The sequence below is a fragment of the Gordonibacter faecis genome, assembly GCF_030077735.1.
Lineage (GTDB): Bacteria > Actinomycetota > Coriobacteriia > Coriobacteriales > Eggerthellaceae > Gordonibacter > Gordonibacter faecis.
Window position 1 is genome coordinate 152373 of record NZ_JASJEU010000003.1, and the last position, 13145, is coordinate 165517.

13 protein-coding genes and 1 tRNA gene are annotated in these 13145 nt (G+C 58.8%); 2 read left to right on the top strand and 12 right to left on the bottom strand.

Annotated elements, in window-relative coordinates; translation table 11 throughout:
• Positions 1 to 325 precede the first annotated feature (325 nt).
• From QNJ86_RS00950 to QNJ86_RS00990, 9 genes are all read right to left on the bottom strand, one after another.
• Positions 326 to 991 carry a CDP-alcohol phosphatidyltransferase family protein gene (locus QNJ86_RS00950; RefSeq protein WP_283830690.1) on the bottom strand — a complete coding sequence of 222 codons (666 nt, stop codon included), beginning with the start codon at positions 989 to 991 and terminating at the stop codon, positions 326 to 328.
• Positions 992 to 1158: 167 nt separating this feature from the next.
• Positions 1159 to 1542, bottom strand: a complete 384-nt coding sequence (locus tag QNJ86_RS00955) for a 4Fe-4S dicluster domain-containing protein (RefSeq protein WP_283830691.1) — start codon at positions 1540 to 1542, stop codon at positions 1159 to 1161.
• Positions 1543 to 1548: 6 nt separating this feature from the next.
• Complete coding sequence (locus QNJ86_RS00960; RefSeq protein WP_283830692.1) at positions 1549 to 2637, bottom strand: hydrogenase large subunit; 1089 nt, start codon at positions 2635 to 2637, stop codon at positions 1549 to 1551.
• Between the two features lies 1 nt (position 2638).
• Positions 2639 to 3316, bottom strand: coding sequence for an NADH-quinone oxidoreductase subunit C (locus QNJ86_RS00965; protein WP_283830693.1), 678 nt, complete (start codon positions 3314 to 3316; stop codon positions 2639 to 2641).
• A gap of 1 nt (position 3317) precedes the next feature.
• Positions 3318 to 3761, bottom strand: coding sequence for an NADH-quinone oxidoreductase subunit B family protein (locus QNJ86_RS00970; RefSeq protein WP_283830694.1), 444 nt, complete (start codon positions 3759 to 3761; stop codon positions 3318 to 3320).
• 16 nt (positions 3762 to 3777) lie between these two features.
• The gene (locus tag QNJ86_RS00975) at positions 3778 to 4647 is read right to left on the bottom strand and encodes an NADH-quinone oxidoreductase subunit H (RefSeq protein ID WP_283830695.1); all 870 of its coding nucleotides are present in this window, start codon (positions 4645 to 4647) and stop codon (positions 3778 to 3780) included.
• A gap of 18 nt (positions 4648 to 4665) precedes the next feature.
• A complete protein-coding gene (locus tag QNJ86_RS00980) occupies positions 4666 to 6579 on the bottom strand; it encodes an NADH-quinone oxidoreductase subunit 5 family protein (RefSeq protein ID WP_283830903.1) in 1914 nt (637 codons plus the stop codon).
• Between the two features lie 271 nt (positions 6580 to 6850).
• On the bottom strand, positions 6851 to 8443 hold the full coding sequence (locus tag QNJ86_RS00985) for an MATE family efflux transporter (RefSeq protein ID WP_283830696.1): 1593 nt from the start codon (positions 8441 to 8443) through the stop codon (positions 6851 to 6853).
• 267 nt (positions 8444 to 8710) lie between these two features.
• On the bottom strand, positions 8711 to 9976 hold the full coding sequence (locus QNJ86_RS00990; RefSeq protein WP_283830697.1) for an S-layer homology domain-containing protein: 1266 nt from the start codon (positions 9974 to 9976) through the stop codon (positions 8711 to 8713).
• Between the two features lie 203 nt (positions 9977 to 10179).
• On the opposite strand from QNJ86_RS00990, the gene QNJ86_RS00995 reads away from it, so the two are divergent.
• Positions 10180 to 10671 carry an RNA polymerase sigma factor gene (locus QNJ86_RS00995; RefSeq protein ID WP_283830698.1) on the top strand — a complete coding sequence of 164 codons (492 nt, stop codon included), beginning with the start codon at positions 10180 to 10182 and terminating at the stop codon, positions 10669 to 10671.
• Entirely contained in the window at positions 10664 to 11755 is a 1092-nt protein-coding gene (locus QNJ86_RS01000) for a DUF4179 domain-containing protein (protein WP_283830699.1), read from the top strand. Before QNJ86_RS00995 ends, QNJ86_RS01000 begins: the two co-directional genes overlap by 8 nt.
• 149 nt (positions 11756 to 11904) lie before the next feature.
• On the opposite strand, the gene QNJ86_RS01005 is transcribed toward QNJ86_RS01000, so the two are convergent.
• The 3 genes from QNJ86_RS01005 to QNJ86_RS01015 all read right to left on the bottom strand — a co-directional run bounded on the left by QNJ86_RS01005 (position 11905) and on the right by QNJ86_RS01015 (position 12871).
• Positions 11905 to 12156 carry a GlsB/YeaQ/YmgE family stress response membrane protein gene (locus tag QNJ86_RS01005; protein ID WP_283830700.1) on the bottom strand — a complete coding sequence of 84 codons (252 nt, stop codon included), beginning with the start codon at positions 12154 to 12156 and terminating at the stop codon, positions 11905 to 11907.
• A gap of 162 nt (positions 12157 to 12318) precedes the next feature.
• The gene (locus tag QNJ86_RS01010) at positions 12319 to 12735 is read right to left on the bottom strand and encodes a TIGR04076 family protein (protein WP_283830701.1); all 417 of its coding nucleotides are present in this window, start codon (positions 12733 to 12735) and stop codon (positions 12319 to 12321) included.
• 59 nt (positions 12736 to 12794) lie between these two features.
• Positions 12795 to 12871 (bottom strand) — tRNA-Pro (locus QNJ86_RS01015).
• Positions 12872 to 13145 lie beyond the last annotated feature (274 nt).

Genomic DNA, 13145 nt, shown 5'->3' on the forward strand with positions numbered 1-13145 from the left:
GCCGAACGATTCCGCCCTGGTCAGACGCGCTCCGATCCTTCTTTGTCCAAAGCGCCGGTTCGTTGTAAGAAGAGGTGCGCGTCCCACGCGCGGAAGAAGTATCCCTCTGCACGCCGTGCGAAGAACTCGCTGAACGCGTGCGCTCCCCGCCTGCCCTACTCGTACTGGAAGAGGCCCGTGTTGTTCGCGAAGTAGCGCTGCTCTGCGTGCTCGCCCGTCGCGCGCCGCGCCCAGCCGTTGACTGTGGAGTATATTCCGAACGAGAACGCGCAGAGGTCCGTGGCTTTTGGGAACCGCCGTCTGAGCGCGTCCTTCCAGCCATGAGTTACCGCCGCTCGGCGTGCGCACCCGCCTGGGTGCGCGTCACTGCACGCACCTTCGCAAGTGCTACAACTATATAGTAGGCGGTGGTTATAAGCGCCAGCACCAGACCCGCATACACAAACCAGATGCCCCAAGAGTACAGCTCGCTCGAGAAGCCCGGCAGCCAGACGGCATCAATAACCCCCAGGCCATTCAGCAGTGGCCAGTTCAAAAGCAGCCCCGCAAAGCCCACAAAAAGAAGCGTGGTGGCCACCTTACCCGCGTATATTACGGCCACGCGCACCTGGTAGCGCTTCAGGAGAATCGCGCCCCCTACCAGCAGCAACAGGTCGCGTACCAGCACGAGCGCAATAATCCACAAGGGAAGTCGCCCCACCAAAAACAGCCCCGCCACGCCCGCAATCATCAGTATGCGATCAACCGCCGGGTCCAGCAGCTGTCCCAACTTCGACACGGTATTCGTGCGGCGGGCAATCTGCCCGTCCACCCAGTCCGTGCCTGCCGCCAGCGCAAACAGAAACGTAGCCATGAGGTCATAGCCGTTGAACAGCAGCACGAGGAATACCGGCACGAGGCACAGACGAATGAACGAAATGAGGTTCGGCACCGTAAAGATACGGTTGCTCACTTCATCCTTGCCACAGCAGTGGCTGTCCTGTTTCGCCATGTCCTCTTCTCCTGCCAAAATGCCCCAACGTGAAGGCCCTATGCGGCAAGCGGATACGCCGCTCGACGCAAAAACCGGGCCGAAGCCCGGTTTCGTGCTCAATCATTCAGGTATTCTACCAGGTTTCACGCAGACACACGCCGCGCCCACGTATCCTTCGCAGTTTTTTAAGCCTTGGCGTCCTCGCTCGCGTTCGCGGCAGCCTTAGGTGTCTCCGGCACCTCAAAGGTGTCGAGATACTTCTTGGTGGCTGGCGAGGTATAGGTGGGCTCCATGGTGAGGCACTGCTTGGGACACTCGCGCACGCACGTGCCGCACTGCACGCAGCGGAAGCGGTTGATGGACCAGGTGCGGGTCTGTTTGTCCACTTCAATGGCCGCGCAAGGGCAGCGCTTTGCGCAAATGCCGCACAGGATGCACGAGGTCACGTGGTTGGTAACGTGGCCCTTAAGACCCGACGGCGGCGTTTTGGTTTGCACGGGGTACAGCAGCGTTTCGGGCTTGCCGAACAGCGACTTGAAGGTCATCTTTCCCAGTTTGAAGGCTCCCATTGCGGCCTACCTTTCCGTGCAGCTGATGCAGGGGTCGATGGTCAGCACGATCATGTTCACGTCGGCCAGATCGCATCCGGCCAGCGCCGTGGCCATGCCGGCCAGGTTCTGGGACGTGGGTGTGCGCATGCGCATGCGCTCCAGGTACTTCGACCCGTTACCACGCGCATAGTAGTAGCACTCGCCGCGCGGCTGTTCCACCAGGTTGGCCGCCTCGGCACCCGCTGCCGGCGAGCCCTTCACGTCCACGGCGATGTCGCCGGCGGGAATCTTGGCAATCATCTCTTCAATGATGTCGATAGATTGCAGCACCTCAAGAGCACGCACCTTCACGCGGGCGTAGCAGTCGCCCTGCGTATCGAGCACCGGCTGGAAGTCGGAAAGCTTGCCGTAGCCGCCGTTGCCCAGGCAGCGCACGTCGTTGTTCACGTTGGACGCGCGGGCGAACGGCCCTACCATGCTTAAGCCGAACGCGTCCTCGGGGCTGATGTAGCCCACGCCCACGGTGCGGTTCTTCACCGAGCTGTCGTTCAAAAACGCGCCGCACAGCTGCTTGTAGTCGTCCTTGATGCCTTCCAGTACGCGCTTGATCTCGGCAAACATGGCGTCGTCGATGTCGCGCACCACGCCACCCACCTTCACGACACTAAAGATAACGCGCCCGCCGGTGGTCTTCTCAAAGATGTCAAGCACGCGCTCGCGCAGACGCCAGCAATGCATGAACAGGCTCTCGTAGCCAAACGCGTCGGCCGCAAGGCCCATCCACAGCACGTGCGAGTGAATACGGGACAGCTCGTGCCAGATCACACGCAGATACTCGGCGCGCTCGGGAATTTCCACGCCCATGAGCTTCTCCACCGTTTCGGCGTAGCCCATGGAGTGGCCGAACGCGCAGATGCCGCAGATGCGCTCTGCCACGTAAATGAACTGGTTGTAGTCGCGCGTTTCAACCAGCTTCTCAAGTCCGCGATGAATGAAGCCGATTTGCGGCACCGCTTCAATAACTTTCTCGTCCTCCACCACGAGGTCGAGGTGCAGAGGCTCCGGCAGCACCGGGTGCTGGGGGCCGAACGGGATGACGGTCGCCTTTCCCATGCTACTCTCCTTCCTTCTGCGCCGCAGCCTCGGCGGCCTTGGCCTTCTCGCGAGCAGCCTTCGCTTCCATGGCTGCTTTCACCTTCGCCGCCTTTTCGGGGTCGAGGTTCGCTATCTTTTCATCGGTTGCAGCCTGCTTCGCAGCCGCTTCCTTCTTCATCTTGGCCTCAAGGGCGGCGCGCACCTTGGCGGCCTTCTCCGGGTCCATGTCCGCCAGCTTGGCATCGAGTTCGGCTTTTTCACCGGCCGCTTCCCCGCCGGTGCCTGCCTCTTTCGCAGCCTTCGCAGCGGCCACCTTCTTGGCCTTGTCACGCGCGGCCTTTTGCGCCGGCGAAATCACGGTCATGGGCTCCTTCTGCGCCAGCGCGTAGAAGGAGCCGCCGAAGTCGATGGCAATACCTTCAATGGTCACGCCGAACAGGTCGTGTGTTTCGTTTTCGAATACGAAGGCTTCAAGGAAGTCGCCCGTGATGCTGGGCACCACCGCGTCCCTCTGCAAGCCCTTGACCTCGTAATTCTCCAGCAGGCCGTCCTTCATGAAGGAGTAAATAAGGTCGATACCCGCCTCGGTATTCACGGCCATAATCTGCACGAAGCGCCAGCCCTGGGCTTTCTTCTCGGCTGAAAGCGGCAGAATGCCCTCCAGCTCAATCGGCACAAAGGTAGTTTCCAGTGCCATGTTACGCCCCCTTCTTCTGCGCCTGCAGAGCTTTCGACTTTTCTTCCAGAATGCCAAGACCCTGCACGACAGCGTCGATGATGGCCTCGGGGCGCACCGCGCAGCCAGGCGCGTACACATCAACCGGAATGGCCTGGTCAACACCACCAATCACGTTGTAACAATCGTGGAAGATGCCGGCCGAGCACGCACAGATACCGCAGGCGATAACCACCTTGGGCTCCACCATCTGGTTGTAAATCTCTTTCACCACGTCAATATTGCGCTCGTTGACCGAGCCCGTAACCAAAAAGATATCGGCGTGTTTGGGGTTACCGGTGTTGATGATGCCGAAACGCTCCACGTCAAAGCCGGGGCAGAGCGCCGCCAGCACCTCAATGTCACAGCCGTTGCAGCTTGAGCCATCGTAGTGGATGACCCACGGCGATTTGGTTGCATACGTCATAAACTGTCCGCCTCCTTTACAGATACGCCAGGACGGCGATGTTGACGAAACCGGCGACAAACGCCACAACCCACGCGGACTTCAGCAGCGCCTGCCACTTCACGCGGGCGAAGTTGTTGTCGATCCAGATTTCCAGGAAGTACACGAGCAACACCACGACCACCGCCAGAATGAGCGACAGCAGGTTGCCCCACACGAAGAACAGGCCCACCCAGCCGAGGAACAGCACGTTCTCGCACCAGTGCATGATCTCCACTTTGGCGAGCGTCTTGCCACTCATTTCGGTGGTGATGCCCTTCACGATTTCCTGATGGGCATGGTGGGAATACGACAGGTCAAACGGCGACTTGCGCAGTTTGATGGTAAGCACGAACAAAAAGCCCAAGAACACGAGCCAAATGTTGGTAATCACCGGCGCATCAAGTGAGAACACACCCGCGGCATTGAACGTGCCCGCGGCCATGTAGAAGGCCACAGCCATGAACAGCACCATGGGCTCGTACGCCATGACCTGCAGCGTTTCGCGGTTCGCGCCAATCTCGGAGTACGGCGAGCGCGTGGAATACGCCGCCACGATGAAGAACAGCCCCGAGAGCGTGATCACGAACACACTCATAAGCAGGTTGCCACCGGAGTAGAAGATGCCACCCGCCAACAGCGTGAATACGAGCGCGCAGGTGATATACGTGCCCTCGGTGGAGTTAACCGACACGTTGTCCTTTTCGATGAGCTTGCGCACGTCGTAGTAGGGCTGCAACAGCGGCGGCCCTACGCGACCCTGCATGCGCGCCGAGATTTTACGGTCGAGGCCAGCCAAGAAGCAGCCGATGATGGGGGCCAGCACAGCGAAGGCCAGGGTGCCAATGAGAACAGCGAGCAAAGACATATCAGATCACACCCTTTCCTAGAACAGGCCCGGAAGCGCAACGGCGGACACGGCAAACGCAACAATAATCACGAGCGAACAGGCCACCGTACCCACGGGCGCGATCCGCTTCTCGCCGAAGATGCCCTCGAGGTACCAGTTGCGCGCGGTTGCGGTCGACTCACCCGAAAGTGAGTTTTTGTACACACGCGCCTCGTTGTTGGCGCTGACACCTGCCAGATAGATGTCCACCTTCTTGGCCTTGTTGCGGCCGAGGCCAGCGAACAGCACGATGGCGATAAGCGCGGCGGCAATGGAGGCAATCCAGAGGTTCGCCGTAGAGATATCCTGGCCCACCGTGCCAAACACGCTGTAGACGTAGGGTTCCACGAGAATCCAGGAGATGATAGGCAAGCACACGCAACCCACGATGACCAGCACCGCCATGAGCATGATGGAAATCCACTCGCTGCGATGCACGGTCACTTCCACGTTCTCCGGCTCGCCGGCAATGCCCGAAAGCTTGCCGAGCCACTTGGCCCAGAACATGAACGTGGCCGCCGAACCGAACGCCAGGAGCAAAATGAGTGCCACTTGGCCCGTATCCACAAACGACACGAGCGTCGCCCACTTCGCCACCAGCATGCCGAACGGTGCAATAAACATGCACATAATACCCAGCATCATGAAGCGCGCCAGACGCGGCATGCGCTCGAACAGAAGATCCATATCCTCGATGTCGCGGCTGCCGATGTGATGTTCAGCCGTGCCGACGCACAGGAACAACAGCGACTTCGCGATAGCGTGGAACAGGATGAGGAACGCCGCAGCCCAAACCGCCTCAGGCGTGCCCACACCGGCGCAGGCCGTGATCAGGCCCAGGTTCGCGATGGTGGAGTACGCCAGCACGCGCTTGGCGTTCGTCTGCGAAATAGCCATGAACGAGCAGAGGGCAAACGTGATGCCACCCACGAGGATTACCATGACCGACGGTACGGGACTCACGAGGAAGATAGGCGCAAGCTTCACCAGCAGAAACACGCCGGCTTTCACCATCGTTGAAGAGTGGAGCAAGGCACTGGTGGGCGTGGGAGCCACCATGGCACCCAAGAGCCACGTGTGGAACGGCATCTGCGCCGCCTTCGTGAGGCCCGCGAACGCAAGGGCGGTGGCCGGAAGCACCACAAGCGCCGGGTTCTGCACGCCAATCTGCAAGAACTCAAGCAGCGAGAGCGTGTTCAGCTGAATGGCGCTCACGTACAGCGCCAACAGAAAGCCCAGCCCGCCCAACAGGTTCATGATGATCTGGCGGAAGGCATTCTTGATAGCCTCTTCGGTGCGCGTGTAGGCAATGAGAAGGAACGAGCAGACCGTCGTCACTTCCCAGCCCGTGAACAGCCACACCATGTTGTTCGAGAACACGATGAGGAACATCGCCGACAGAAACACAAACATGAGCGCAAAGAACACCGGGCGGCGATCCTTCGCCCCTTCGGGCTCGTGCGCCTGGAAGTCCTTCATGTAGCCCAGGGCATACACGCAGATGCCCGAGCCAATAACACCAATGATGAAGGCCATCAGCAGGGAGAGGGAGTCGAGGTAGAGCCCTTCGGTTACCGCGATATCGTGTGCGAAACCGAACTCGAAGATGAGCGCGCCCACCACTTGAATGACTGCAAGCACGCAGGCCCACACGTTTTTGTAGCGGATGCCGTAGTACAGGATGGCTACTGCCACCAGCACGCCTACACCGCTACAGACGTAATCCACGACGGGCGATTCAAACTCGAATGATACCCAGGGTGAACCCAGATAAGTTGCCACCAGCCAGATGGATGCCAAGCCGATGACGAGCGCCGAGACGCTGACAATCGCGTTTCTCGCTGCATTGTTGCGCACGACCAGAAGTACGGCAGCAACAACCAACGGGAACAGGATTAAGAACCCGAGCATAGCCACGTAGCCTCCCCCTTTACCTTTGTCGAATGTGTGCGATTTACCCGCGATAAGTAAAAAGCGACAAACCCACGTCGCCTCTTCACGCACTTTATCAAAGAAAAGGGAACGGGCTGTCAACGGGGGCGTACCGGGAGGGATTGTTCGGTAAAAGGGCTTAGGCGAACTGCATTGCCGCCGGTAACGGCGCTAAATGACCGGCAGGCGGTGTTTTGCAAAACCGACCTGCCGGTTCAAAATTGTGCGGCTGCACAAAGAGAAGGAGGCGCTAGGCCGGTTGCACTCCTTCGGGAAGTTCAGCCTTGGTGCGCTCGCGCGCCTCCAGTTTCTTCAAGCGACGCCACTCTACTATAAGAAACGACACCACCAAAAGCGTGGAGGTGATATCCGAGATCGACGGGGCGAAGAATAAACTTTGCAGCGGCGTCATGGGCAAGATCGCCGGCAGTACATGAGGGCTTGCCAACAAAAGCGGGATGAAGAACAAAATTTGCCGCGTCAGCGTGAGCAGCGTTGCCTTGAGCGCCTGGCCTGTCGCGTCAAAGTAGTTCGACCCGATGAGTGCCACGGGCAGAATGGGAATGAACACCAGATACGCAATGAGCGCCCATGCCGTGGCCGGCAGATACGCCTCGGGCAGACTGAACAGGTGCGCATACATATCGGGCATGAACAGCACCGTGAACCAGAGCGGTGTGGTGATGACGATGCCCAGCAAAATGCCCTGCCCCAGCGTGCGTTTCATGCGACCGAACTTCCGCGCGCCGTAGTTGTACCCAATGATGGGCTGCGCACCCATGGCAATACCCATCGACGGCATAATGGTGAACATACCCACGGCCGACAGCACGCGCATGACGGCAAGCGCCCCATCCGCGCCCAACGGGTCAGACGCGCCGTAGGTCAAAAGTAGGTTGTTCATAATCATGTTCGACACGGCGAAGCCCAGTTCCATGACCGACGGTGCCACGCCAAGCGCGCAGATGCGCAGTGCCACTTTCGGCTTGATGCCCAGCGACGCGCGCCGCAGCGGCATGGGTGACTTCTTCGTCAGGAAGAACTGCATGACGAAGGCGGCGGAGAGCGCCCACGAGCACACGGTGGCCAACCCCGCGCCCATCATGCCGCCGTCGAGCACAATAATGAACAGGTAGCCAAGCACAATGTTGGCACCGGTGCCCACCAGCATAGAGCCCAGTGCACGGTTGGGATGCCCTGCCGTACGGATGAAGTTGTTCATGCCGAAGGCGATGAACTGCAAGGGGCAGCCTGCGATAATAACCGTCATGAAGGCGCGAGCATGCGGCAGCACCGCCTCGTCAGCGCCGGAGGCAATCAGGATGGGGTCAAGCGCCAGAAGGCCCACAATCCAGGCGAGCACGCCTGCGCCCACCAGAAGCACAAAGCTGTTGCCCAACACGCGTTCAGCCACGCGCTTCTTGCGTTCGCCCAGCTTGATGGCTGCAAGCGCATTGCCGCCCACACCCACCAGCATGGCCACCGCTACCATAAAGGTCATGGCGGGGTTCGCCACCGTGGTGGCGGCGAGGCCATATTCCCCCACCGATGCGCCTACGTACACGGCGTCAATCACGTTATAGAGTGTTTGCACCAGCACGCCAAACACGGCCGGAATGGAAAACTCCAGCAGCAGCTTAAACGTGCTCGCGGTGCCCATGCGGTCGATTTTCGCATCCCCCGCGCGCTGGCGGTCGGTGCGCTCTATCGGTACGGCCACCTCCAAGTCGCCCGTATCCACCGCGGGGCGGTTCTCATAGTAGCGCTTGATGTTTTCCTCTTCAGCGCAAGGCGCGGCGGGTGTGCTTTTGATCGGGTGCTTCTCCCCTTGTTGTTCTACCATCAGTGTTGCTCCGTTATGCGTGGTGTAAGCGGTTGGAAGCGGGTGCACTCGTGTTGAGCGCACCCGCTGATTACTCGCTGGATTTCCCGGGTTGTCCCGGCAGACTAACGCGGAGCGGAACTTCCCACCATTGGTAGGGCTCAACGCAGCCGCAATTCGGGTCATCTCGAACAGGCGTCAGTATACGCGAGCGGCGCGGTGGGAACAACCCTCGCCGCGCCGCTTGTGCTTATCTTCGACTGATTACCGTGAACTGCGGGGTGCGGGTTAGATCACCCTGCTGTCCAACGCCGACACCATCTTCGCCAAGGCACAGCGCTGTGCAGTGCCCGCAGGGTTCAAGTAGGACACGCCGGGGTACGTCACTTCTCCCGATATAAGCCCTGCGTCCATCGCCCACGCAAGGGTAGGACGCGCCCAGCTCGACACGAAATCGGCATCGGGCATGGCAGCCAGTCGCACGCCGTCGCTGTCTATGTCAGCTCCCGCTATGCGCGTTGCGTAGTTGGCCATCATGGCGGCCAACTGCTCACGCGTGACCAGGTCATCGGGCCCAAAGCGCCGATAGACGCCCGGCTCATCCTGATAGCCGCTGATCACACCCGTTGAGCGCGCCCAGTTGATAGCAGGTCCGTAGTACTGCGTGTAGTCCACGTCGTAGAACGGTGTCGCTTTGCTGTACGGCTCTCCCGCCAGGCGCCAGAGCACCGTTGCTACCTGCCCGCGCGTCACGGTATCGTAGGGGCCAAAGCGTCCGTCACCGTAACCGCCCATGAGGTCGTGTTCCACCACGTAGGGCACGACACACGCCTGCATGTACCAATCGTCTGCACTCACGTCGCTGAACTGCGATTTAGCGGTGTAAGTCTTCTGCGGCAGCACGTTACCAGCGCCGAACAGATCCACCAGGCCGCTCGTCTCGGCCAAGAAGTTGTTCTTCACGTTGAGAAACTGCAGGCGGCCGAGATTCGTTACGTCCAACGCCGTAAGGCAGTTGCCCGCCAAGAAGAGGCGGCGCAAGCTGGCGCATCCCGTGAGATCAACGCGCTTCACGCCGCACTCACCGATGGAGAGATCTTCGAGCCATGATAAGTTCGAGAAATCAATGCGTTCGGGGTCGGGGAGCACCGACATGCCTTGCCCCAGTTTGATAGCTCTCAATGACGTGCACTCTTGGAGGCCCACCACCGAAGCGTCGGGTGCAAAGAGACATGAAAAACTTTCCAGTGCATAACACGCACTTACGTCAAAAGAGGTGGCCGGAAGATTATTCCACGAACCAATGTTGAGGCTGGTTACCGACGTGCCTCCTAGTGACGCCGGAATGCGTGCGTTCAGGCTGCCCTCGCCTGAGTGTCCCGTTATTTCCACGTGGCCGTAGAAGACGTTGTACTCGAACCCGGACTCCTCGAGAGAAACCCATTCGTCGGCGCAGGCTTTTCCCGGCGCGAAGCACACCGCAATGAGTGCCGCAAGGGCAAAGGCCACCAGGGACGCGGCAAACCGAGGCCCCGCGCACCGAAGCTCCTTCATGAGATTCCTCCTCTTTGTGAATGATTACCCTGAAGTATAGGTATTCACCCTCCCCCCGTGAAGTGGGTGGCATAAACGCATGAACGCAGCGACCTCACGCTTTTTTCGGCTATGCTGTCAGGAAAAGCGGTCCTGAATCGTATTGCAGGTGAAGCGACGTTGCTGAAACACCAGCATAACCGGGACAACCAGAAAGACAAGGCATGAACACGAGAACAGAACGCGATCACGAGGCGGAGCGGCTGGTGTACACCTACGCGGATCTTATCTTGCGTGTGAGTTATACCTACCTCAAGTCCACGCATGACGCGGAAGACATCTGCCAAACCGTGCTGATCAAACTCATAGGAAGCGCGCAGACATTCCAGAATGCCGAACACGAGCGCGCGTGGGTAATCAGGGCGACGGCGAATGCCTGCAAGGATGTTTTGAAAAGTGCACGCCGGCGTACATCCGCACCTCTTGAAGCAGCAGCCACCGCCGCCGCGCCGGAGCCGCCCGACAATGCCGTGCTGGAAGCGGTGATGGAATTGCCCGAGGCGTTTCGCGAGGCACTGTATCTGTATTACTACGAAGGTTACACCGCGCGGGAAATTGCCCGCATGACCGACCGCAACGAGGATGCCGTGCATGCCAACCTCAGCCGTGGTCGCGCAAAATTGCGTACCCTTTTAGAAGGAGACACCCATGAATGAAGACTTTCCTGAGTATCACGAGGCGCTGGATGCCTTGCATTTTTCGCCTGAGGCGAAGGAACGCCTCGTGCAGAACGTGACTGCAGCGGCTGCTGCTGAGTCGCAGGCAACGGCGCCCGTCACAGCGGTGCGCGGTGGTCGCCACCGGTGGCGCGTGATTGCCGCGGTGGCTGCTGCGGCGGCGCTTGTACTGGCTGTGGGCGGCGGCGCGTACGCGTCAGGTGTGTTGGTGAGCATGGAGCAGGCCTTCTCCGATTTGTTCGGCGGCGCGCCTGCACAGACAGAAGTGGTTGACAAGATTGGGCGCCCGGTAGGAGCAAGCGCTACAGCAGATGGTGTCACCATAACCGCCGATGCCATCATTGGTGATCGCTCGAACTATGCCATCGTGTTCACCGTAACAAACGTCGACGGAACCCCCTTCGAGGGCATCGAGCCTTTGGAGGGCGGAGCATTACCCATGAGCATCGGGGGTGGCCTTAATAGCATTAAAGGGATGACTGGCTCGGGAGGCAGCTCCTATTTCTATGATGCTGACCCAGCAGATAACGCTATTCAGCTCGTTATGAAGATGTCAGCCTCCATGGCAGACGGCGAGACACTTATTGGCAAAACGGCGCGTGTGTCATTTGGACACTTGTCGGCTTACAACGATAAGGAAAACGACATCGTTATTGCTGAGGGCCCCTGGGAGATGGAATTTGTTATCAACTACGAGGACACAACGGTTGACGTACCCGCAGGTCAGTACTTTAACCTTGGCGGGATGGATGCGAAACTTAACTCGGTAAGCATCTCCCCCATTGCCATAACCGTATATTACACGGTGAACGATCATCTCTCACTGCAGGAAAACTCAGGTTTGGCCGCTAATGAATCCACACGCGAACTGATGCGCTTTATGCCAACGATTGTGGTTACCATGAAAGACGGCAGCACTATTGATGCCACCTATGGCGCCTGGGGATCGGACGAAGTTGAGGGCGAGACTATCTGTCATACCAGTTCAATGTTCACCCAGTTCATCGACGTGAACGAAGTGGCAACCATCACTGTGGGAGACGTGGAGATACCGCTGAACTAATGCGGCCACTGAGAGTAAGCTTTCCGTAGGGTAAGGGCTCTGCCCTTACCGCTCAGCAAACATAAAGGTGCCAGGTCAATTGTAGTTGCCTACGATTGACCTGGCAGTAAGGGGGCTCTATTACAGCCCCCTTTTTAGGTGCTGCGTCTTTACGCGCGCTTGCCGGTGAGCAGGTTGATGATGGCAATCAAAATGACCGAACCAATAAGCGCCACCACAAACGACCACAGGTTGAAGCCGGTAAAGCCCGCAGCGCCGAAGAAACTCATGACGAACCCGCCTATCAAGGCGCCGACGATGCCCGTCACGATATTCTTCACGAGGCCGCCGTCGGACTTCATGATCATATTCGCAACCCAACCCGCAAGACCACCGATGATAATCCAAACAATAATGCTCATAATTGCACCACTCCTTCCACCACTGTGTCAATCTTCATCTTGGAGCATAGTGGAGTGGAGCGACACACACCCCCACATGAGCGGGCCGTATGCGAGTTGTGGGCAGCGCGTTGCGCATCGAGGGTAATCTGATACCGCCGTGTAACACGGCAGAAAGGCAGCCTAGCCGGTATAGGCGTCAGCGGCACCCCAGGTGAAATCGTGCTCTTCAAGGTAGCGGCGATCTTCGTCGGTCTCGGGCACGTCACTGCGCTCAAGCTTGAAGATGACCGGGCGCGTGCCATCGTTGCAGCAGGCAATCATCACGCGCTCGTCGCGAGTCCACTTCTGCATGAATGCGCCACCTTGCAGGCCAGTGTAGAGGTAGCGGCTGATGCAATCCCACGCCTCCGCACAGGGAAAGCGGGTGTCTCCGCCAAACCGGTAGAAATCGTCACGGCCCTCTTCGCGCCAGAATTCGAAAACGTCGCCCTCGGAGAAGCAAGGGCACGGCCCGCTTTCAGGATTCGCCAGATACGCTTTCTGAAGCGCCGTGTTCACCGTGGTTTCGAGGACGGTCACCGTTACGCGGTGTTTCATACTTCCCTCCCGGAAAAGAAACAGGTCGGAAGTTTTGAACTTCCGACCTGTGTAGTTGCTGGTCGGGTTGACAGGATTTGAACCTGCGACCCCTTGACCCCCAGTCAAGTGCGCTACCAAACTGCGCCACAACCCGTTTTCCTGCTTGTTGCGCCCGGGGCGTTTCAAACAGCTTGCTTATCTTACCGGTAACGCTTTCACATTTCAAGAAGGAATTTACGCGAATTGACGATTTTCAGCATGAAGCGCCACAACGAAAGTTCCTTACCTGCCAGATTGGCGCGGACAAAGTGTGACGCGCTATCGCGCTGGCTAGTATGCCACAAGTTTTCTCACATTCCTAGCGCGAAGCGCGTCACACTTTTTCGCAGCGGCAAGGGCAGAGCCCTTGCCCTACGGTAGCATTGGGT